Here is a 21,308-nt window from a genome sequence, read left to right as displayed (position 1 = left end):
ACCGCATGGTGAACACCCCGAACGGCGCGGTGGCCGAAGAGCGCGAGGCCGGCCAGCAGCGCACAGGCAGGCCGCGGGACGGCCGCATCGACGCAGCCGTGCCCGCCGCGGTGATGGAGCTCCTCAACGAGTCGGGTTACGGGAACCTGACACTCGAGGCGGTGGCCGCCCGCGCGGGCACGAGCAAGCCCGCCCTGCGCCGGCGCTGGCAGTCCCGCCAGCACCTCGTCGTGGACGCGCTGGTCACCACGATGGGCACCACCCCGACCCCGGACACCGGCTGCACCCACTGCGACCTGATCGCCGGGATCGGCACGCTCAGCCAGGCCTTCGGCACCACGCTCGGGCGGCGCGTGCTGCCCGCCCTGGTGGCCGACCTCGCCGACCAGCCGGAGCTGGACGCCCTCTTCCTGGAGCGCTTCTTCCACCCGCGCCGGGCCTCGACGGCCGAGGCGCTGCGGCGCGGGATCCGGCGGGGGGACATCCGCCCCGACGCGGACATCGACCTGCTGTTGGACATGCTGGCGTCCAGCACGTACTACCGGGTGCTCTTCGGGCACCTGCCGGTGACCGCGGCGCTCGCGGAGGACGTGGTCGAGGTGGTCCTGAAGGGCGTGGCCACCGGTGCCTGGCGCGAGCGTCACCGGCACGGGGTCTTCGACGGTTTCTGACGCACGGGTTCCGGCGTACGGGGGGCGGCGGGGGGCCGGGCGCCGTGACGGCCCGGCAGGTACGAGGGGAGGGAGAGACTGTTGCTGAGCCGCGACAGCGAAATGACGGCCCTGGACGGGGGCTTGTCCGCCGCGGAGGCCGGCATGGGGGCCAGCCTGCTGCTGGAGGGGGGCATCGGCACCGGCAAGTCGCACCTGGTGCGGGCCGCGCTGCGGACCGCCCGGAGCAGGGGCTTCGGGACGGTCTCCGCACGCGCCAGACCCGGCGAGCGGAGCCGGGCCCACGGCGTCCTGCACCAGATGCGCGACCAGTTGCTGTGCCTGCTCGGCACGGACCGGGTGCAGGAGCACGCGGGGGACGGGGACGCGGAGGCCGCCGGGATGCACCGGCTGATCACGGCCGCCACGGCCGGCGCCCCCCTGCTGGTCGCGATCGACGACCTGCAGTGGACGGACACCCCGTCGCTGCGCTGGCTCGGCTACCTGACGGCCCGTCTGGAAGGCCTGCCGGTCTTCCTGCTGGCCACCCTCGGCGTGGACCGCCCCGGGCCGGCGGGCGGGGGCGGCGGGCCGCAGAGCGCCGAGTCCCCCGCCGGGGTCGCCTCGTTCTTCCACCGCCGCGCGGTGCTGCAGGGCCTCAACGCCGACAGCGTCGCCTACCTGCTGTCCGCCTTCACGGGCGAGCACGCCGACCCCGGCCTCGTACGGGCCTGCCGCGCGGCCACCGGCGGCAATCCGCTGCTGCTCCAGGCGCTGCTGCGCGAGCTGCGGCGCACGGGCCTCGCGCCGGGCGTCGTCTCCGCGCACCGGGTGGCCGGGCTGGGCCCGGTGGAGGTCGCCGAGACCCTCCTGACCCGGCTCGACGGCAGCTCCCGCCAGGTCGGCGCCGTGCTCGACGCCGTGTCGATCGTCGCGCCCGGGGCGAGCGCCCCGCTCGTCGCCCACCTCACGGGCATCGGCGCCGGCGAGGCCGCCGACCTGCTCCACCGGCTCGTGCACTGGGGCGTCCTGACCGAGGGCCAGGACGGCATCGGCTTCGCCCAGCCCCTCGTCATGTCCTCCTTCCGGGCCCGGATGCCGCCCAGCGAGCGGGCCCGGCTGCACGCGGAGGCCGCCAGGGCCCTCTACGCGAGCAGCGCCCCCCGCGAGCGCATCACCGCGCACCTGCTTCCCGCCGCTCCCCTCGGCGAGCGCTGGGCGCTGCGGCTGCTCGTGGACGCGGCCGACGCGGCGCTCGCCGGCGGCGCCCTCGCGCAGGCCCGCGTCTGCCTGGAGCGCGGCCTCGCCGAGTGCGGGCCGGAGGAGGAGCCCGGGCTGCTGCGCCGGCTCGGCCACATCGAACTGGCCGACGGCCCCGAGCCCGCGGTCGCCCGGCTGCGCCGCACCGTCGGCCTCATCCAGGGCGGCACCGAGCACCGCGCCATGGCCCTGCTGGACCTGGCGCAGGCCGCCGCCATGACCGGCGACGTCCCCGAGGCCCTGCGGATCGTCGAGGAGGAGGCCGGCGAGCTGGAGCGCTCCGGCGCCCCGAAGGAGCTGCGGGCGGGCTTCCGCGCCGTACGCGGCCTGCTGGAGCTCCTCGAAGGCCGCGGCGCCCGGCCGAAGCCGTCGTGCGTACCGGCTTCGGCCTTCCCCGCGCAGCTGAGCGAGGTCGCCCGGTGTCCGTGGGTGCGGCGCGCCGAGGCCGCGGCGCAGGCCATGGGCGCGCAGTGGAGCGGCACGCAGCGGGCCGAGGCGGTCCAGCAGGCCCGCCTCGCGCTCGGCGAGCCCGTCACCACCGTCAACGACCACGCCCTGATGCGGCTCGGTCTCGTCCTCGTGCTGGCCCGCTCGGGCGCCGCCGAGGAGGCTTCGGAGCACGGCGCGGCCCTGCTCACCGCGGCGACCGAGGAGGGCTCGCGCACCGTGGCGGCGCTCGCCCGGGCCGTGCTCGCCGAATGCGCCTTCCGCACGGGCCGTCTGACGGAGTGCCTGGAAGCCGCGCACGGCGCGCTGGAGCGGGGCCCGGAGCCGACCGGGCGCGAGTGGCTGGGCTCCGCCGCGGCCCGCGGCTGGCTGGGCAGCGCCCTGTACGAGTCCGGTGACCTCGACCAGGCGCAGCGGGTCCTGCTGGAGGCCGGGCTGGAGAACGCGGTGCCCGCCGTCACGCTGCCCGGGCTGCTGTTCCACCGCGGCCGGCTGCAGGTCGCGCTGGGGCGGGTCGGTCCGGGGCTCGCGGACCTGGAGGAGTGCGGGCGGCTGCTGCTGCACCGGGGCTGGACCAACCCGGCGCTGTGGCCCTGGCGTTCCGAGGCGGCCCTGGCGCACGCCCGGCTGGGCGACGAGGACGCGGCCCGGCGGCTCGTCCGGGAGGAACTCGCCCTCGCGCGGGACTTCGGCGCGCCGCACGCCGTCGGCGTCGCCCTGCGCGCCGCGGGCCTGCTCGGGCCCGGCGAGGAGCGGGCGGCGGTCCTCGCGGAGTCCGCCCAGCTGCTGCGGGAGGCGGGCGCCGCGCTCGACGAGGCGCGGGTGCTGCGCGACCTGGGCCGCGAGCTGATGCGGACCCGTAAGACGCGGCAGGCCCGGGAGCACCTGCGGGCCGCCGCCGCGCTGGCCGAGAAGTGCGCGGCGCACGTCCTGGTCCAGGAGCTGCGCCAGGACATGATCGAGGCGGGTGCGCGCCCGCGCCGCGACACCGAGATCGGCCCCGCCTCCCTCACCCCCGCCGAGCGCCGCACCGCGCTGCTCGCCGCGGAGGGGCTCACCAACCGGGAGATCGCCGGGCGGCTGTACGTGACCCGGCGCACCGTGGAGATGCACCTGAGCCGGGTGTACCGCAAGCTGTCGATCTCCGACCGCCGGGCGCTGAGCCTGGCGGCGGACGACGAGCGGCTGTCGCCCGCGGTGTGTCTGCACCTGCCGGAGCACGAGGCCGCCGAGTCCTGCGCCTGACGCGTGCTGCCGCCGGCGGGCGGCGGCACGCGCCCCCGGCGGCGGCCGGCTGTCGTCTCGGTACCGGCACCCAATTGCTCCGGGGAAGGCTACGGGCCGCTCCGTGATCTGCGGGACCGGTGGGCGGCGGAATCTGGAGTCCCCAGCTCCGGAAGAAGGTGAGGCGCCCCATGACCGACGCGGCGGACGGCAGCGCAGCGCGCCCGTCCCACGACGACTTGCAGTACGACCGGATCGGCGAGGACTACGAGCTGTCCAAGACGCTGCCGCTCACGTGGTACGTGGAACGGCCCAGCGTGCTGGGCCTGCTGGCGGACGTCCGGGGGAAGGACGTGCTCGACCTCGCCTGCGGCACGGGGGTCTACACCCGTCACGCACGCCGGCTGGGGGCGGGCCACGTGCTCGGCGTGGACATCTCCCCGAAGATGATCGAGGCCTGCCGGGCCGCGGAGGAGCGCACGCACCTCGGCGTCGAGTACGCCGTGGGCGACGCCTCCGCGCTGCCGCGGCTCGGCGAGTTCGACGTGCTGCTCGCCGCGTACCTGTTCAACTACGCGGACTCGCCGCAGGCGCTGGAACGCATGGCCCGGGCCTGCGCCCGCAACCTGCGCGCGGGCGGCGTCCTGCGGGCCTTCGTCGCCCACCCGGACTTCGACTTCGACCGCCCGCTGCCGGAGCGGTACGGCTTCTCCTTCGAGCGGGAGCCGGACCCGGCGCACGACGGCCGGATCCGCGTCACCGCGCACACCGACCCCCGGATCAGCTTCTGCGCCTATCTGCCCTCCGGCCGGGCCTTCGAGGAGGCCTTCGCCGCCGCCGGCTTCTGCGACTGTTCCTGGGACGCGGCGCAGCTGTCCGTCGAAGGGGAGCTGGAGCACGGGCCCGCGTACTGGGACGACTTCCGGGCCAACCCGCCCTGGACGGTCTTCCACTGCGCCAAGTGCACCGAGGGCGGCGCCGCATGAGCCTGCCGGCCGCCATGGACTTCCTCCTGCCCGACCGGCTGGACGAGGCGCTGCACGCGATGGCCGCCCGCGCCGGCACCCTGCCCGTGGCCGGCGGCACCGACGTCATGGTGCGGCTGGCCCGGGGCCGGGAGCGCCCGCCCGCCGCCGTCGACCTCACCCGGATCCCCGGCCTGGCCCGCTGGGAGCGCTCGGCGGGCCGGGTCCGGCTCGGCGCGACCGTGCCCTACACCCGGCTCGCCGACGAGCTCGCCGGCCCGCTGCCCGGACTCGCGGCGGCGGCCCGCACGGTGGGCTCCCGTCAGATCCGCAACCGCGGCACCGTGGGCGGTGCCCTCGGCACCGCCTCGGCCGGCGGCGACGTCCATCCCGTGCTGCTGGCGTGCGACGCGGAGGTGGAGCTGGTGTCCGCGCGCGGCACCCGGCTGGTGCCGGTGCGGGAGTTCTACACCGGCCCAGGCCGCACGGTCCGCGCGCCGGACGAGCTGGTCCGCGCCGTGCGGGTGCCCGAGGCGGAGGGGCCGCAGAGCTACGCCAAGGCGGGGCGGCGGGGCGCCCTGGTGGTGGCGACCTGTTCCTTCGCGGTGGCGCTGTGGCCCTCCCGGGGCCGGGTGGGCACCGGCATCGGCGCGGCGGCGGACCGGCCCCTGGCGGCGCGCGAGGCCGAGCGGTTCGTGGCCGGGGAGCTCGCCGAACGGCGGCTGTGGCGGTCCCGGCAGCCGCTCCCGGACGGCGTCCTGACCCGCTTCGGCGAACTGGCCGCCGCCGCTGCCTCCCCCGCCGACGACGTGCGCGGCTCGTCCGCCTACCGCCGGCACGCGGTGGCCGTGCTGGCCCGCCGCGCCCTCGGCTGGGTGTGGGACGACTACCGCGCGGACCGGCACGCGAAGGAGGCACCGTGCGCCTGACGCTGACGGTGAACGGCGAGCGGCACGACATCGACGGCGTCGCCGGGACCGAGAGCCTGCTGTCCGTCCTCCGGCGGCGCCTCGGCCTGTCCGGCGCGAAGAACGCCTGCGAGCAGGGCCAGTGCGGCTCCTGCTCCGTCCACCTCGACGGGGTGCTGGTGTGCGCGTGCCTGGTGCCCGCGCCCCAGGCCCACGGCCGCGGCGTGGAGACGGTCGAGGGCCTGGCCGGCGAGGACGGGCCGCACCCCGTGCAGGAGGCCTTCCTCGCCTGCGGCGCCGTGCAGTGCGGCTTCTGCACGCCCGGCATGCTCAAGGCCACCGAGGACCTGCTGCGCCGCTGCCCCGACCCCGGCGAGGCCGAGATCAAGGACGCCCTCGCGGGAAACCTGTGCCGCTGCACCGGCTACCGCCACATCCTCGACGCCGTCCGCCTGGCCGCCGGCCGCACGCGCGCCCTGGAGGCCCGCCCGTGACCCCGTACACCCCGCGCACCCCTGACTCCCGCCGCACGCCCGGGGCGGTCGGCGACAGCGCACCCCGCCCGGACGGGCCGCTCAAGGTCCGCGGCGCCTTCGCCTACTCCTCCGACCTGGAGGCGCGGGACATGCTGTGGGGCACCACGCTGCGCAGCCCCCACCCGCGCGCCCGGATCCTCGCCGTCGGCACCGCGGAGGCCCTCGCCCTGCCGGGCGTCCACGCGGTGCTGACCCACCATGACGTGCCCGGCCGCAACCTGCACGGCGCGATGGTCGTCGACCAGCCGGTGCTCGCCGTGGACACCGTGCGCTACGAGGGCGAGCCGGTCGCCGTCGTGGCCGCCGAGGACCCGGAGACGGCCCGCCGCGCCGCGGAGCTGGTGCGCGTCGCCTACGAGGTGCTGCCTCCCGTCACCGACGCCGAAGCGGCCCTCGCGCCGGACTCCCCCGCCGTGCACGCGGGCGGCAACCTCCTGCGCCACGTCCCGCTGCGGCGCGGCCGCGCCGCGCGCGGCGAACCGCTCGCCGCCGACGTCGTGGTGCGCGGCGTCTACGAGGTCGGCATGCAGGACCAGGCCTTCCTCGGACCGGAGTCGGGCCTGGCCGTGCCCGACTCCGACGGCGGCGTGACCCTGCACGTCGCCACGCAGTGGCTGCACGTGGACCACGACCAGGTCGTGGCGGCCCTGGGCCTGCCGCGCGAGAAGGTGCGGCTGCACCTGGCGGGCGTCGGCGGTGCGTTCGGCGCGCGCGAGGACCTGTCGATGCACGCGCACGCCTGCCTGCTCGCCCTGCGCACCGGCCGCCCGGTGAAGATGTGCTACACCCGCGAGGAGTCGTTCGTCGGCCACGTGCACCGCCACCCCGCGAAGATGGCCTACGAGCACGGCGCCACCCGTGACGGCCGGCTCGTCTACGTCAAGGCGTCGATCGTCCTCGACGGCGGCGCCTACTCCTCCAGCTCCCCCGCCGTCGCCGGCACCGTCGCGACGTGCTCCCTCGGCCCGTACGAGGTCCCCGATGCGGAAGTGGACGTGCGCGTCGTCTACACCAACAACCCGCCGTGCGGGGCGATGCGCGGCTTCGGCGCCGTGCAGGCCTGCTTCGGCTACGAGTCGCAGATGGACCGGCTCGCGCGCGAGCTCGGCATGGACCCGGTGGAGCTGCGCATCCGCAACGCCGTGGCCGAGGGGTCGGCGGTGGCCAACGGGCAGGTCCTGGACCACCCGGCGCCGGTCGCCGAACTGCTGCGCCGGGTGCGGGAGCGGCCGATGCCCGCCCCGGCTCCGCCCGAAGGCGCCCACCTGGCCCGTACGGCCTCGCGCGGGGAGTCCGTCGTGCGCGGCGTGGGCTACGCCGTCGGCTTCAAGAACGTCGGCTTCGTGGAGGGCTTCGACGACTACTCCACCGCCCGGGTCCGGCTGGAGTCCGACGGCGGGCAGGCGCGGGCGGTGGTGACCAGCGCGGCGGCCGAGGTCGGCCAGGGCGTGGTGACGGTGCAGGCCCAGATCGCCCGGACCGAACTCGGCGTCGAGCAGGTGACGGTCGAGTTCGGGGACAGCTCCTTCGGCTCGGCCGGGCCCTCGTCGTCCTCCCGCCAGACGTACGTCACCGGCGGCGCCGTCAAGGCGGCCACGGAGGCCGTCCGGGCCCGCGTCCTCGCGCGCGCGGACCGGCTGCTGGGCCGGCCCGGCACCGCCACGGGCCTGGCCGGCGGTGCGGTCACCGGCGCGGGCGGCCAGGTGCTGTGCAAGCTGGCCGACGTGCTGGGCGACGAGGCCGTCGAGGAGACCGTCGAGTGGCACCACCGGCCCACGTTCCCCCTGGACCCGCACACCGGGCAGGGCGACTCGGTCTTCCAGTTCGCGTTCGCCGCGCACCGGGCGGTGGTCGACGTGGACACCGAGCTCGGCCTCGTCCGGGCCGTCGAGATCGCCACCGCCCAGGACGTCGGCAAGGCCGTCAACCCGCAGGCCCTGCTGGGCCAGATCCACGGCGGCACCGTACAGGGCCTGGGACTCGCGCTGATGGAGGAGATACGGGTCGAGGGCGGCCTGATGCAGAACCCCTCGTTCACCGACTACCTGATCCCGACCGTCCACGACGTGCCGCCGATGCACGTCGACGTCCTCGAACTGGCCGACCCGCACGCCCCCTACGGCGTGCGCGGCGTGGGCGAGCCGCCGAACATCTCCAGCCCGGCCGCGGTCGCGGCCGCCGTCCGGGACGCCACCGGCCTCGACCTGCCGCGCATCCCCCTGCGCCCCGAGGACGTGGCCGGGCTGACCGGTTCGCCCGGCTCCGGGGGGCGGTGAGCGCCGTGCTGGGCATCGCTCCGGTGCTGCGCCGCTGGCACGCGGCGGGCACCCCGTTCGGCCTGGCCACCGTGGTCGGGGTGCGCGGCAGCGCGCCCCGGCGGCCGGGCGCCGCGCTCGCGGTCTCGCCCGGCGGCCGCGTGGTGGGCAGCGTGTCGGGCGGCTGCGTGGAGGCCGAGGTCTACGAACGGGCGCGCTCGGCCGCGCTGGGGGCCGGTCCGTGCCTCGCCGAGTACGGCGTCGGGGACGAGGACGCCTTCGCCGCCGGGCTGACGTGCGGCGGCACGCTGCAGGTGCTGGTCCGTCAGGTGGTCCCGGAGCGGGAGCCGGACTGGGGCCCGGTCCTGGCGGCCCTGGAGCGGTCCGGCGGGCCGCAGGCGCCGCTCGCCCACGTCACCTGCGTGGGCGGCACGCCGAAGCTCGGCGCCTGGCTGGCCGTCCGGCCCGGCGGGTTCGCGGGCACGCTGGGCGAGGCGGCGCTGGACCGGGCCGCGGCGGCGCGGGCCCGGGAGCTGCTGGACGCGGGGCGCACCGGCCGGGCCCCGGTCCGGGCCGGGGCCGCCGCCGCGGAGGTGTTCGTGCAGTCGTTCCTCGCCCGGCCCCGGATGCTGATCTTCGGCGCGGTGGAGTTCGCCCGCGCCCTGGCCGGGGCGGGCCGGTTCCTCGGCTATCACGTGACCGTGTGCGACGCCCGCCCGGCGTTCACCACTCCCGAGCGGTTCCCCGAGGCCGACGAGGTCGTCCGGGAGTGGCCGCACCGCTATCTCGCCGGGGCGGCCCGGGACGCGCGCACGGTGATCTGCGTCCTCACGCACGAGGCCCGCTTCGACGTCCCGCTGCTGCGGGAGGCGCTGCGGCTGCCGGTGGCCTACGTCGGCGCGATGGGCTCGCGGCGCACGCACGAGGACAGACTGCGGCGGCTGCGGGAGGCGGGTGCCGGGGAGGAGGAACTGGCGCGGCTGCGTTCGCCGATCGGGCTGGACCTCGGCGGGTCCACGCCCGAGGAAGCCGCCGTGTCCATCGCCGCGGAGCTGATCGCGGTCCGCAACGGCGGGACGGGCCTGCCGCTGCGGGACGTCCGCGGCCCGCTCCACAAGGACCGCGGCCAGGCCCGCGAGGATCCCGGCCCGGCCGCGTGCCCGGCCGCGCCCACCACCGTCCCCGGGCCGGTCACGGCCGGGGCCCCGCCCACCGGAGGAGACCCCCCATGAGCCAGGAGCGCACCACAGCGCAGTACGACGTGATCGGGGCGCGCTGGGAGGACGCGCGGTCGCTGCCCACGGTCCACCCCGAGCGCGCGAGCTTCCTCGCCCTGCTGGGCGACGTGAGCGGGCTGGACGTCCTCGACCTGGCCTGCGGCGACGGCTTCTACACCCGGCAGGCCAAACTGCTGGGCGCGGGCCGGGTCGTGGGTGCGGACGTCTCGGAGGAGATGGTCGCGGCGGCGCGGGCCGCCGAGGAGCGGGCGCCGCTGGGCACCCGCTACGTGGCCGCGGACGCGGCGGACCTGCCGGACCTCGGCCGCTTCGACGTCGTGACCGCCGCCTACCTGCTCAACTACGCGCGGGAGGAGGAGACGCTGACGGCCATGTGCCGCGGCGCCTTCGAACGGCTGCCGCGGGGCGGGCGGTTCGTCGGCGTGACGCAGAACCCGCGCTTCTCCTTCGACGGGCCGCGGCCCGACCCGTACGGCTTCTCCTTCGAGCCGCTGGAGACCTCGGCGTTCGGCACCCGGATCCGGGTCACGGCGGCGCTGGAGCCGCCGGTCTCCTTCGAGACCTGCCTGATCCGGCCGGAGGTGTACGAGGCGGCGTTCGCGGCGGCGGGGTTCGCCCGGGTGTCGTGGGTGGCGCTGCACGTGCCGGAGGCGGCGCTGGCGCGCTTCGGGGCCGCGTACTGGGAGGGGTTCTCGGCCAATCCGCCCATCGTCCTCTTCGAGGCGGTCCGCTGAAGGCGCCGGGCCGGCCCCGGTGTCCTCGCGGGCGCCGGGGCCGGCCCGGCCGGTCAGCCGGCGGCGGCCAGCCGGGGCGGCTGAATGGCCGTCAGGAGTTCGTGGAGCCGGTCGAGCCCATCGGGGCGGACCGAGTAGCAGATCTGGGTGCCGCGGCGGCGGGTGACCACGAGGCCGGCCTCGCGCAGCACCTTCAGGTGCTGGCTGATGGTCGGCTGGGTGACCTCGAAGAGCTCGGTGAAGTCACAGGCGCACGTCTCGGGTTCGGCCGCCAGCGCGCGCATGATGCCCAGTCGCACGGGGTGTCCGAGCGCCCGGAGCATGGCGACGTCCGTCTTGCCCTCCGCAGGTTCTCTCACGTTGACAGGCTATCAAACAGCGCCTATATAGTGGATCCCCTAAATAGGAAATTGCCTATGTAAACTGGTTCGGAGGTCCGATGACCGACAACACCGGGACGCCCGCCGCAGACCCTGCCGAGGGCGGCGTCCTCTCCCCCCGCTACCGCGCGCTGTCATTAGGACTGATCACGTCGGTCACGCTGGTGGCCTTCCTCTGGCTGGGCGTCGCCACGGTCCTGCCCGAGGCCGCCGAGGACCTCGGCGGGGTCCACCTCTTCGGCTGGGCGTTCACCGCGTTCATGCTCGCCAACCTCTTCGGGACCATCGCCGCCGGCCAGGGCGCCGACAAGGGCGGCCCCACCCGCCCGTACGTGCAGGCCTTCGTCGTCTTCGTCATCGGCTGCGTGGTCGCCGCGATCGCCACCAACTGGTGGATCCTGCTCGCCGGCCGCATCCTCCAGGGCCTGGGCGTCGGCGGCGTGCTGGCCCTGGCCTACCTGATCGTCGGCCTCGCCTACCCCGACGCGCTGCGCGCCCGGATGCTCGCGCTCGTGGCCTCGGCGTGGACCCTGCCCGCGCTGCTCGGCCCGGCCATCGCGGGAGCGATCGCCGGCGCCACCAACTGGCGGGTGGTCTTCCTGATCCTCGTCCCGCTGGTGCCCGTCGCCGCCCTGCTCACCCTGCCCGCGATGCGCAAGCTCAAGCCCACCGGCGACGGCACGCCCGGCGAGAACCGGCTGCCGCTCACCGTCCTGCTGGTGCTCGGCGTCGGCGCGCTCCTGGCCGGCCTGGAGAACCGCAACCTCGCCGTGCTGGTCCCGCTGGTCGTCGCCGGCGTCGCGATCACCCTGCCGGTGCTCAACAAGCTGCTCCCCGCGGGCACGCTCACCGTCCGCCGCGGCATGCCCGCCGGCATGATCGTGCGCGGTCTGGTCAGCGCCGCCTACTACGGCGGCGAGTCCTTCTTCCCGCTCAGCATGACCCGCGTCCTCGGCCTCAGCACACTCGGCTCCGGCCTCGCCCTGTCCGCGGGCGCCCTCACCTGGGTCAGCGGCGCCTGGCTCCAGGCCAAGCTGGACACCCGCAGCGGCGGCAAGGGCCGGCACGCCCGCGTCGTCCTCGGCTTCGTCCTCCTCGTGGCCGGTGACGCCCTGATCGCGCTGGCCGTCGGCACCGGCCTCAAGAGCGTCCCGCTCGCGATCGCCGGCTGGGCCGTCGCCGGTCTCGGCATGGGCTTCGTCTACCCGGCCGTCACCACGATCGTCCTGTCGCTGGCCCCCAAGGGCAAGGAGGGCTCGGCCAGTTCGAGCCTGCAGCTGTGCGAGACCCTGTCCGTCGCCGTGATGACCGGCCTCGGCACCGCCATCACCGCCTACGGCTCCTCGCACGACTGGGCCGACAGCCGCGGACTGGGCATCATCTACGTCATCGCCGCCGTGTGCGCCTTCCTCGGCATCGCCGCGGGCCTGCGGACCGCCGTCCGCAAGCGCGCCGGCGGGGGCGACGACGGCTCCGAGGAGGCGCCGGCAGCCCCGGCAGCGCTCCAGGAATCGGAGCGAACGGCCTGATCAACGGCCGGATGCGGGCCCGGCACGGATCCGGTTCGGTACGCGGCGCGGAAAAGCTTCGGTCGCTGTACCGGGCCGGTCCGTGCTGTCCGGGGCAGCTTCCTCGGTGATGCTGGAGCGACCGGTGCGAGTGACGCGCCGGGCGCGCAAGCATCCCTGGGAGGAACAGTGCCCGAAGTGCTGAACGGCGACGTGCTCAGCGGCGAGGCGCCGGCCCCGGCGGGCGGCCGCCGGGGCGGGGCCCACGTCCGGTCCCGGGTGGAGATCCCGCTCCACCTGGCCGACGGCTCCTGGCAGACCGCGCACGTCATCACCTTCGACGGGCTCTCCGACGGCCTGGAGCACATCGCGGTGTCCTACACCCGCCACCCCGCCGTCCCCCTGGTGCGGGTCCACTCCGAGTGCCTGACCGGCGACGTCCTCGGCTCGGGCCGGTGCGACTGCGGGCCGCAGCTGGACGAGTCGCTGCAGCGGGTGGCCGAGGAGGGCGGCATCCTGCTCTACCTGCGCCAGGAGAGCCAGGGCCGCAGGGACGTCAGCCTCTACGACAAGCTCGACGCGTACAGCGCCGCGGACCGCGGCCGCGGCGCCGGCGCCGCGGGCCACGGCCTGCGCCTCGCCGACGACGCCCGCGACTACCACGCGGCCGCCCAGATGCTCCGGGCCCTGGGCGTCGTGCGGGTCAGGCTGCTGACCAGCAACCCGGACAAGGTGCGGCAGCTGAGCTGGTACGGCATCGCCGTCGAGGAACGGCTCGACTTCGCCGGCCGCGGCGTCTGAGGGACGCCGCGCGCCCGTGCCGGCCGGTCACCCGGCGCGGGCGCCCGACCAGGCGGCGGGCTCCGCGGCGCACTCCGGGCGGTCGGAGCCCGCGGAGCCGCTCTCCGGCCGCGCGAAGTACTCCGCGAGGCCGGAGCGGCCCGTCACGGCCAGCTTGCGGTAGACGCGGCTCAGGTGCAGCTCCACCGTGCGCTGGGTGACGAACATCTTCGCCGCGATCTCCCGGTTGGTGAACTTGGCCACCGCCATGAGCGCGACGCGGCGCTCGGTCGGGGTCAGGGCGTCGATGCCCACCTCGGTCGGCCGCCGCGGCCGGGCACCGGCCGCCAGCAGCTCCTGACGGGCCGTCTGGGCCAGCACGGCCGCCCCGCACTGCTCGGCCAGGGACTGCGCGCGCCGCAGGTGCTCGCGCGCCTCGCCGAGCCGGCTGGACTTGCGCATCAGGATGCCGAGGTCGGTCAGCGCCCGGGCCAGGTCCAGCCGGGCCGCGGACTCCTCCAGCACCTCGACGGCCTCCCGCAGCGCCTCCTCGCCGCCCAGGCCCTTGGCCAGCAGCCCGGCCGCCCGCAGGGCCCGGCCGGTCGCCCGGCGGCCGCCCCACCGGCGCGCCCGGCCGAGCTCCTCGTCGACGAGGGCGAGCGCGGCGTCGCGCTCGCCGAGCGACGCGTGGACGAGCGCCGCCTCCGAACGCCACGACAGCACGGACGGGTTGAGCTGCCCGGCGGCGCCGAGCCGGCGGCCGCACTCCAGCAGGTCGGCCAGGCCGGCCTGCGGATGGCCGCAGGCCACGCGGAGCCGGCCGCGGTGGAAGAGCAGGGCCGCGAACCCGGCGCCCTCCGGCACGTCGGCGTCCAGGCCGAAGTCGCTCAGCGCCCGGTTGGCCTCCCGCAGCTCGCCGGTCTCCAGCAGCGCGGCGACGACCGCCGCCATCGCCTGACCCGTGCGGCTCCAGTGCCCGGAGGGCGATGCCCCGGCCGGCTCCAGGGCCGCGCGCGCGTCCTCCAGGCAGCCGGTCACGTCCCCGGAGCGGTAGCGCACTTCGGCGCGCATGCTGTGGGCGATGGTCAGCAGCGTCCGCGACCCTTCGGCCCGCGCGCGGTCCAGGAGCGCGCGGCACTCGGACAGGGCGAGGTCCAGCTCGTCGGCGCGGGCGAGCACCTGGAGGGGCACCGTGCGGGTCGCGATGCGCCAGTCGAGGCTGACGTGCTCCTCCTGCAGCGCCTGCCGGGCCTGGTGGACGGCCCGGTCGCGCTCCTCGCCGCGGCGCGAGGAGCGCAGGGCCGCGAGGCTGAGCCTGGTGTGGCGCTCGCCGGGGGTCGCCGTCGCCGCCGGCGGGAGCGGTTCGGCGGCCCCGGCGCAGTCCGCCTCGACCACCGCGTCGACGGCGTGGTTCAGTTCGCGCAGCAGGCAGCGCTCGGCCCGCAGGACGCTCGCCGCTTCCTCCTCGGCGCTGCGGGCCTCGGCCACGCCTTCCAGCAGGACGCGCTCGGCCTCCTCGGGGCGGCCCAGGAGCTGCAGGGCGTGGGCGGTGCACAGCCGGATGTCGGCGCGGCTGTCGGCGTCGGGTTCCAGGGCGAGGGCGTGCCGCAGGTGTTCCACCGCGGCGGCGGGGTCGGCGGCGAGCTCGATCCGGCCCAGGGCGCGCAGGAGTTTGCCCCGGCACGCTCCCTCGCACTCCTCCAGGCCGCGGTGGAGGTAGGCGCGGGCCTGGCCGGTGTCGCCGCGCTGCATGACCTCGCCGGCCGCCGTGTACAGCACGGTGCAGGTCCAGTGCAGGCCGAGGGTGCTGCGGACGCGCAGGAGCTGGGCGGCGACGCGCTCGGCGGGGGCGCCGGACTCGTGCAGCAGCTGGGCGGCACGGGCGTGCAGGGCGTCGCGGCGGCTGGGCGGGATGCGGGCCAGGACGGCGGTGCGCAGGACGGGCCGGGCGAAGCGGACGACACCGTCCTGCCCGGTGAGGGCGCCGGCGCGGACGAGGGCGTCGACGACGTCGGCCGCGCCGAGGGCGTCCAGCCCGAGCAGGCGGGCGATCACGGCGGTGGTGGCGGAGCCGTCCAGGACGGCGACGGCCTGGAGCACCGCCGCGGCACCGGGGTAGGCCCGGTCGTAGCGCGGCAGGAGGGTGTCGGCGACCTCCACCGGGGCGAGGTCGCCGATGCGGTCCGCGGCCCCGGCGTCGGGGCGCAGGCCGTGCAGGCGCATCACGCGGAAGAGGGCTTCGAGCAGGTACGGGCTGCCGCCGGTGGCGGTGCGGCACGCTTCCACGAAGCGGGGGTCGGGGGCGGCCTCGGCGGAGTCGGGGGCGAACCCGGAGGCGAGCCCCGGGGTGGCGAAGGCGTCGGCGGCGATACGGGCGGTGTCCTCGGCGGAGAGGCCCCGTAACAGCGTGCGGTGGCGGAAGGAGGAGAGCACCTCCGCCAGGACGGGGTCGCCGGGGGTCTCGCCGAGGGCGACGGTGGCGACGACCGCGACCGGGGTGTTCTCCAGACGGGCCATCAGATAGCCGAGGCAGCGCAGGGACGCGGTGTCGGCCCACTGGAGGTCGTCGACGGCCAGCATCAGCGGGGTGCCGCTGGACAGCAGCCGGGCGAGCGGGTGGACCACCGCGGATCCGGGCGCGGGGTGCGCGGCGTAGGGGGCCGGGCAGTTGAAGTGGGCCTCCCAGGCGCCCGGGCCGTCGGCCTCCGGGGCGGCGCCGGCCAGGAGGGTCCGGGCACCCGCGATGAGCTGCTGCGCGATGCTGTACTCGACGTCCTGCTCGGAGGCGCGGGCCCGCGCCGACAGCAGGTGGAGGCCGTGTTCGCCGGCCTGGTCCATGGCGTGGCGCAGGAGTCTGGTGCGCCCCATGCCGGCCGTGCCTTCGATGAGGATGCTCTGGCCGCGGCCGGCGCCGGCGGCTTTCAGGATGTCGTGCACGCGCGTGCCCTCCCCGTAAGGCGGCGGGACCGTCCCGGAGCTGCATGCCACTCCCCCGGGTCCCCCGTTTACCGGCCCGGCCTTTGCTGCCGTGTTGCCGTGGGTAGTGATGTGTCTCAGGAGGCCGGACCGTGAAGTCGAAGACGTTAACTCGTATGAACAGGATGACCAATGATTGGTTCACCGTAGCTTATGGCGACACAAGAGGTGACCCTAACTTGAGAGTTGGGGCATTTCAACCGGCATGACACGGCCACGGACGCCGCCTGTCGTGCGGCGTCCGTGGCTCGTGGGATCCCGGTCCGCGGGGTCCTGGCCGGAGGGCCGGCGCGGGGAACCGGCCGTGGAAAGAAGCGGGCCGGGGCCCGGCGTGCGCTAGGGGCGCCGCGTCCCCTGCTCCAGCTCACGGAGCTGGCGGATCATGTCGGCGGCCATCCGCTTCCCCTCCGGGGAGAGTGCCGCGAGGTCGCCGCGCAGGTAGACCGCGCTCACCCCGGCCTCCGCCATGGCCTGGTCCAGCTCGCGGCCGGCCAGGACCTCCTCGTCGATCATGCGCCGGGCCACGTCGTCCTCGGTGAAGTAGGAGACGGGCACGTCGAAGTAGGCGGCCATCGCGCACAGGTGGCGCAGCGTCGGATTCGTGCGCTCGCCCCGGTGCAGCTGCCACAGGTACACGCTGGAGAAGGTCTCGCCCGACTGTGCGGCGATCTCCGCGGCCAGCTTCTTGTAGGACGGCTTGCCGTTCTCGCTGGGCCCGGCGCGCATCTTGAGCAGGTGGTCGAGCTTCTGCGCCACCGTGAGGCGGCGCCGGTCCGGACCGCCCCTCTCGTCACTCATCCTCTGCCAACCCCCCTCTGCACGTCACCAGTTTAGGCACGAAAGGCCGGGCCCCGTGCTGCCGGGCCCCGCCGCATCCTGCACTATCCCGCTTCTTCGATGCGCCGTCTGCGCTCGCGTTCCTTCTCGGCGAGCGCCATCATCTCCCGTACCTCCGGGCAGGTTTCCGCGTCCTCGTCGTCCTCCTCGTCGCCGTCGGGGACCAGGCCCTGCTCGCGCAGCTGCTGGTCGTGCACCTTGACGGGGGGCTGCGGGTCGTGGTCGGAGGGGCGCGGGCCCTCCGGGCCGTCCGGTCCGACGCGCACGAGGCGCTCGATGCGCACCACGCGGAAGCGCCGCCCGGCCACCTCCGCCTCAAGGCCGCGCTCGGCGTCGAGCCGGTCCGCCGCCCGGGCGTACTCCTCGCGCCCGGCCTCGTCCAGCCTGCGCAGCACCGGCGCCATCACCCGCAGGTCCAGGGCGAGGGCGTCGCGCGCGCCCTGGGGCGTGTGGCAGCCGCCGGTCACGGGCTCCCACTCGCCGTCGCCGGACCATTCCGCGATCATGTAGCTGACGGGGAGCAGCACGCCGCCCGGGTGGGTGGAGGTGGCCCGCAGGGAGTCGGCCCGCACGTCGGCGGGCGTGGTGCCCGGGCCGCGGACGAGGGACAGCAGCTCGACCTTGAGGATGCCCTCGGACATGCCGGTGGCCGTGAGGGTGTCGATGACCATTCCCCGGACGGGGTCGGGCACCTCGTGGGAGCGGCCGGCCGGGGCCGGGTCGGGGTCGGAGGGGCGCGGCGGCTCGGGCCCGTCGGGGCCGGTCCGGATGAACTGCTCCGCGCGCACGACGCGGTGGCGGACGCCCCGGACGGTCATCTCGTCGACGGCTTCCCAGTCCAGCCGTCCGGCGGCGGCGAGGCACTCGTCACGGGCGGCTTCGTCCCCGGCGGCCTCCGCGTCGCGGGCGGCCCGGCGGAAGAGCGCGGCCATCGTGTCGCGGGAGTCCTGCGGCGCGGGGTCGGCGAAGCCGGTGAGCAGCTCCCAGCCCCCTTCCTCGCGCTCGCGCGCCACGCCGAAGACGGGCCCGCCGCCGCCGAGGATGCCGGGGTACGCGTCCCGGGCACGCCACGCCTCCTCGTCCGCCAGGGCGGCGACGGGGGCGTCGGGCGCGGCCATCCTGATCTGCCGGTACCCCGGCACTCGCTCGCTGTGATCGGACATGCACTCAGCATGTCGCGCGAGTTGGCTCCCGCGCAGGAAAACGCGTGTGCTCACCCCCTTCACCCGCGCAGCAGCCGGGCCGCCACGCCGAGGTCGGACACCAGGCCCGCGTAGGCCTCGGCACGGGCCGCGGCGTCCGCGCGCAGCACCGCGGACGGGTGGATGGTGGCCACGAGCGCACCTTCCGCCTCCGCTTCGCCGGTGCCGTCCGGCGCGGGCAGCGTCAGCGGGACGCCGCGCTGCTGCGTGACCCGGAAGGAGGGGCCGAGCAGGGACTTGCCGGCCGTGGCTCCGAGGGCGACGACCACCTCCGGGTCGACCAGCCGCAGTTCGGAGGCGAGCCAGGGCCGGCAGGCGCTGATCTCGCGCAGGCCGGGGGTCTTGTGGATGCGGCGCTTGCCGCGCTCCTGCCGCTCGAACTTGAAGTGCTTGACGGCGTTGGTGACGTAGGCCTCGCCGGGGTCGATGCCGGCCTCCGCGAGCGCCCGCTTCAGGACACCCCCGGCGGGGCCGACGAAGGGCTCTCCCCGGCGGTCCTCCTGGTCGCCCGGCTGTTCTCCGACGAGCACCACGCGGGCGGAGGCCTCGCCGGCGCCGAAGACGGTCTGCGTGGCGTCGCGGTACAGCGGGCAGCCCCGGCAGCCGGCCGCGGCCTCCCGTAGGCGGCGCAGGTCCGCCTTCTCCGGCACGAAGGGGCCCGCGTCGTAGGCCTCCGGCCCCGGACCGGGCATCAGGCGCCCGCGGCCTTGCGGAACTCGGCGAGGGCGGCGGCGCAGAACACCTTGAGGTCGGCCGGTTTCCGGCTGGTGACCAGCGTGTTGGGGCCCTCGGTGCAGATCGCGACCTCCTCGTCCACCCAGGTGCCGCCCGCGTTGCGGATGTCGGTGCGCAGGCTCGGCCAGGACGTGAGGGTGCGGCCGCGCACGACGTCCGCCTCGACGAGGGTCCACGGGGCGTGGCAGATGGCGGCGACGGGCTTGCCGGCGTCGAAGAAGGCCTTCACGAAGGCGACGGCCCGGTCGTCCATGCGCAGGACGTCGGGGTTGGCGACGCCGCCGGGCAGGACCAGGCCGTCGAAGTCGCCGGCGCGCGCCGTGTCCACGTCCTCGTCGACGGCGAACGCGTCGGCCTTGTCGAGGTGGTGGTAGGCCTGGATGCGGCCCGTCTTCGTGGACACCAGCCGCGGCGCTCCGGCGGCGTCCATGACGGCCTGCCAGGGGTCCGTCAGCTCGATCTGCTCGACACCCTCCGGTGCCGCGAGGAACGCGATCCGCATGGTCATGAGTCTCCTTCCGGGGGTCCGGGGCGGGCCTTTCAGTCCGGCAGCTGCGGCAGCACCTTGCTGCGGTAGAAGTCGAAGAAGCCGCGCTGGTCGGGGCCGATCTGGTTGATGTAGACGGTGTCGAAGCCGGCTTTTGCGTACGCGCTGATCGCGGTGAGGTGGGCGTCCAGGTCGTCCCCGCAGGTCACCGCGGAGGCCACCCGCTCCTCCGGAACGAGCTCGCTCGCCTGTTCGAAGTGGCGGGGGGTGGGGAGGATCTGCGTCAGCTCGCCGGGCAGCTGCTCGGTGGCCCACAGCCGGTGCGCGGTGCGGACGGCCTCGTCGCGGTCGGTTCCCCAGCAGACCTTGAGCCCGCCGTGCGCGGGCTTGGTGCCGCCCCCGCTGCGCCGGAAGCGGTCGACCGCCTCGGCGTCGGGTGCCATGGTGAGGAAGCCGTCGCCGATGCGCCCGGCCAGCTCGGTCGCGGTCGGCCCGAACGCGGAGACGTCGATGGGCACGGGCTCGTCGGGGACCGTGTAGAGCCGGGCGTTCTCGACGGTGTAGTGCTTGCCGTGGTGGCTGACCTCGCCGCCCTCGAAGAGCAGCCGCATCACCTGGACGGCCTCCTGCAGCATCTCCAGCCGTACGGCCGCCTGCGGCCAGGCGCCGCCGAGGATGTGTTCGTTGAGCGCCTCCCCGCTGCCCACGCCCAGCCGGAAGCGGCCGTCGAGCTGGACGGCGGCGGTGGCGGCCGCCTGGGCGACGACGGCCGGGTGCATCCGGATGAGCGGGCAGGTGACGGCGGTGCGGACGGGCAGCGACGTGGCCTGCGAGAGCGCGCCGATCACCGACCAGACGAAGGGGCCCTGACCCTGCTCGGAGTTCCAGGGATGGTAGTGGTCGGAGATCCACAGGGAGGTGAAGCCGGCCTGCTCGGCCATGCGCGCCTGTTCGACCAGGTCGGCGGGGCCGTGTTCCTCGGTGGACAGGAAGTAGCCGTATTCCGTCATCGGGGGTGTCCTCCTGGAGGGCGGGGCTTCGGCCGCCGGGTATCCACCGGGACGCGGGGGAAACATCCGGGCGGGAACCGGCCCGGCCGCCGGCCGTCACGCACCGCGGGCCGGCCGTCCGCACCGGCGCCGGCGCAGGGCCGCGCGGGCCGCCGCGCCCACCGCGAGCAGGGCGGCGGCCGGGAGCAGCGCGGGGTGCCGGGCCGCGGCCGCCTGCGGGGAGTGCGCGTGGGACTGCTCGTCGAAGGCGCCGTGCGCGCCGAAGTCGCCGCCGCCGGCGTCGTCCACCGGCTGCCACAGGTTGTGCGGCCGGTCCGCGCGCGCCTGCTCGTCGGTCTGCTGGGAGGAGATGCCGGTCCGGGCCAGGTAGCGGTCCAGCAGGGCGGGGGCCGCCTTGTCGGCCAGGATCGTCGCCAGCGTCGAGGCGCCGACGTAGTACTGCTTGCGCCGGGGGTGCCGCGCGGCGTGCACGACGGCGCGGGCGGCGACCTCGGGCTGGTAGATCGGCGGCACGGGCCGGGGGTGGTTGGGCAGCCTGGACAGGACCCAGGAGAACTGCGGGGTGTTGACCGCGGGCATCTGCACGACCGTCACGCGGACGCGGCTGTGCCGGGCGAGCAGCTCGGTCCGTACGGCGGAGGTGAAGCCGTTGACGGCGTGTTTGGCGCCGCAGTAGGCGGACTGCAGGGGCACGGACCGGTAGCCGAGCGCCGAGCCGACCTGGACGACGGTGCCGGCGTCGCGCGGGAGCATGCGGCGCAGCGCGGCCCGGGTGCCGTGGACGCAGCCGAGGTAGGTGACGGCGGTGACGCGCTCGTACTCCTCCGGCGTGATCCGGGTGAAGGGGGCGAAGACGGAGGTGAAGGCCGCGTTGATCCAGACGTCGATCGGCCCGAAGGCCTCCTCGGCGGCGCTCGCCGCGGCCTCCACCTGGGCGTGGTCGGCCACGTCGGCGGGCAGGACGAGGGCCTTGCCGCCCAGCCGGGTGACGTCGGCCGCGGCGGCCGCGAGCCCGGCCTCGCCGCGGGCCAGCAGCGCCACGCGGGCGCCCTTGCGGGCGAACATGCGGGCCGTCGCGCGGCCGATCCCCGCGCTGGCGCCGGTGATGACGACGGTCTGGCTCATGGGGTTCCTTCCCTCGGGGTCCTGGGGAGGCGGTGACCGGTGCGGTCGCCG

At 75.9% G+C, this 21,308-nt stretch carries 18 protein-coding genes; 10 read left to right on the top strand and 8 right to left on the bottom strand.

Features of this window, described 5'->3' with window-relative positions:
• Nucleotides 1-5: 5 nt before the first annotated feature.
• The 8 genes from ACOTKD_RS14245 to ACOTKD_RS14210 all read left to right on the top strand — a co-directional run bounded on the left by ACOTKD_RS14245 (nucleotide 6) and on the right by ACOTKD_RS14210 (nucleotide 10,217).
• Entirely contained in the window at nucleotides 6-671 is a 666-nt protein-coding gene (locus tag ACOTKD_RS14245; RefSeq protein ID WP_424889292.1) for a TetR/AcrR family transcriptional regulator, read from the top strand.
• A gap of 81 nt (nucleotides 672-752) precedes the next feature.
• Nucleotides 753-3,602 (top strand): AAA family ATPase, encoded by a 2,850-nt coding sequence (locus ACOTKD_RS14240; RefSeq protein WP_424889291.1) that lies wholly within the window; start codon nucleotides 753-755, stop codon nucleotides 3,600-3,602.
• A 170-nt stretch (nucleotides 3,603-3,772) separates the two neighbouring features.
• Complete coding sequence (locus ACOTKD_RS14235) at nucleotides 3,773-4,567, top strand: class I SAM-dependent methyltransferase (protein WP_424889290.1); 795 nt, start codon at nucleotides 3,773-3,775, stop codon at nucleotides 4,565-4,567.
• Nucleotides 4,564-5,475 carry an FAD binding domain-containing protein gene (locus ACOTKD_RS14230; protein ID WP_424889289.1) on the top strand — a complete coding sequence of 304 codons (912 nt, stop codon included), beginning with the start codon at nucleotides 4,564-4,566 and terminating at the stop codon, nucleotides 5,473-5,475. Before ACOTKD_RS14235 ends, ACOTKD_RS14230 begins: the two co-directional genes overlap by 4 nt.
• The gene (locus tag ACOTKD_RS14225) at nucleotides 5,466-5,948 is read left to right on the top strand and encodes a (2Fe-2S)-binding protein (RefSeq protein ID WP_424889288.1); all 483 of its coding nucleotides are present in this window, start codon (nucleotides 5,466-5,468) and stop codon (nucleotides 5,946-5,948) included. The genes ACOTKD_RS14230 and ACOTKD_RS14225 overlap by 10 nt, the downstream gene beginning before the upstream one ends.
• The gene (locus ACOTKD_RS14220; protein ID WP_424889287.1) at nucleotides 5,945-8,266 is read left to right on the top strand and encodes a xanthine dehydrogenase family protein molybdopterin-binding subunit; all 2,322 of its coding nucleotides are present in this window, start codon (nucleotides 5,945-5,947) and stop codon (nucleotides 8,264-8,266) included. Before ACOTKD_RS14225 ends, ACOTKD_RS14220 begins: the two co-directional genes overlap by 4 nt.
• Before the next feature lie 5 nt (nucleotides 8,267-8,271).
• Nucleotides 8,272-9,477, top strand: a complete 1,206-nt coding sequence (locus ACOTKD_RS14215; RefSeq protein ID WP_424889471.1) for an XdhC family protein — start codon at nucleotides 8,272-8,274, stop codon at nucleotides 9,475-9,477.
• Entirely contained in the window at nucleotides 9,474-10,217 is a 744-nt protein-coding gene (locus ACOTKD_RS14210; RefSeq protein WP_424889286.1) for a class I SAM-dependent methyltransferase, read from the top strand. The genes ACOTKD_RS14215 and ACOTKD_RS14210 overlap by 4 nt, the downstream gene beginning before the upstream one ends.
• 53 nt (nucleotides 10,218-10,270) lie before the next feature.
• On the opposite strand, the gene ACOTKD_RS14205 is transcribed toward ACOTKD_RS14210, so the two are convergent.
• Entirely contained in the window at nucleotides 10,271-10,576 is a 306-nt protein-coding gene (locus ACOTKD_RS14205; protein ID WP_424889285.1) for an ArsR/SmtB family transcription factor, read from the bottom strand.
• A gap of 80 nt (nucleotides 10,577-10,656) precedes the next feature.
• On the opposite strand from ACOTKD_RS14205, the gene ACOTKD_RS14200 reads away from it, so the two are divergent.
• Together ACOTKD_RS14200 and ribA are read left to right on the top strand one after the other, a co-directional pair.
• The gene (locus ACOTKD_RS14200) at nucleotides 10,657-12,126 is read left to right on the top strand and encodes an MFS transporter (RefSeq protein ID WP_424889284.1); all 1,470 of its coding nucleotides are present in this window, start codon (nucleotides 10,657-10,659) and stop codon (nucleotides 12,124-12,126) included.
• Nucleotides 12,127-12,294: 168 nt separating this feature from the next.
• The gene (gene ribA, locus ACOTKD_RS14195; protein ID WP_424889283.1) at nucleotides 12,295-12,906 is read left to right on the top strand and encodes a GTP cyclohydrolase II RibA; all 612 of its coding nucleotides are present in this window, start codon (nucleotides 12,295-12,297) and stop codon (nucleotides 12,904-12,906) included.
• A gap of 27 nt (nucleotides 12,907-12,933) precedes the next feature.
• Here the strand turns inward: ribA and ACOTKD_RS14190 are convergent, their stop codons facing one another.
• From ACOTKD_RS14190 to ACOTKD_RS14160, 7 genes are all read right to left on the bottom strand, one after another.
• Nucleotides 12,934-15,822 carry an AAA family ATPase gene (locus ACOTKD_RS14190; protein WP_424889282.1) on the bottom strand — a complete coding sequence of 963 codons (2,889 nt, stop codon included), beginning with the start codon at nucleotides 15,820-15,822 and terminating at the stop codon, nucleotides 12,934-12,936.
• Between the two features lie 375 nt (nucleotides 15,823-16,197).
• Nucleotides 16,198-16,659: a hypothetical protein gene (locus ACOTKD_RS14185; protein WP_424889281.1), complete on the bottom strand. Its 462-nt coding sequence runs from the start codon at nucleotides 16,657-16,659 to the stop codon at nucleotides 16,198-16,200.
• A gap of 83 nt (nucleotides 16,660-16,742) precedes the next feature.
• Complete coding sequence (locus ACOTKD_RS14180) at nucleotides 16,743-17,861, bottom strand: DUF5954 family protein (RefSeq protein ID WP_424889280.1); 1,119 nt, start codon at nucleotides 17,859-17,861, stop codon at nucleotides 16,743-16,745.
• Between the two features lie 59 nt (nucleotides 17,862-17,920).
• Nucleotides 17,921-18,592: a UdgX family uracil-DNA binding protein gene (locus ACOTKD_RS14175; protein WP_424889279.1), complete on the bottom strand. Its 672-nt coding sequence runs from the start codon at nucleotides 18,590-18,592 to the stop codon at nucleotides 17,921-17,923.
• On the bottom strand, nucleotides 18,592-19,137 hold the full coding sequence (locus ACOTKD_RS14170; RefSeq protein WP_424889470.1) for a type 1 glutamine amidotransferase domain-containing protein: 546 nt from the start codon (nucleotides 19,135-19,137) through the stop codon (nucleotides 18,592-18,594). Before ACOTKD_RS14170 ends, ACOTKD_RS14175 begins: the two co-directional genes overlap by 1 nt.
• Nucleotides 19,138-19,175: 38 nt before the next feature.
• Nucleotides 19,176-20,132, bottom strand: coding sequence for a TIGR03557 family F420-dependent LLM class oxidoreductase (locus ACOTKD_RS14165; protein WP_424889278.1), 957 nt, complete (start codon nucleotides 20,130-20,132; stop codon nucleotides 19,176-19,178).
• Between the two features lie 96 nt (nucleotides 20,133-20,228).
• Nucleotides 20,229-21,257 carry an SDR family oxidoreductase gene (locus tag ACOTKD_RS14160; RefSeq protein WP_424889277.1) on the bottom strand — a complete coding sequence of 343 codons (1,029 nt, stop codon included), beginning with the start codon at nucleotides 21,255-21,257 and terminating at the stop codon, nucleotides 20,229-20,231.
• Nucleotides 21,258-21,308: the final 51 nt, after the last annotated feature.

The sequence above is a fragment of the Streptomyces sp. XH2 genome, assembly GCF_049725035.1.
GTDB classification, from domain to species: domain Bacteria; phylum Actinomycetota; class Actinomycetes; order Streptomycetales; family Streptomycetaceae; genus Streptomyces; species Streptomyces roseoverticillatus.
The sequence above is the reverse complement of the archived record's forward strand: the minus strand, read 5'-3'. Positions and strand labels throughout refer to the sequence as shown.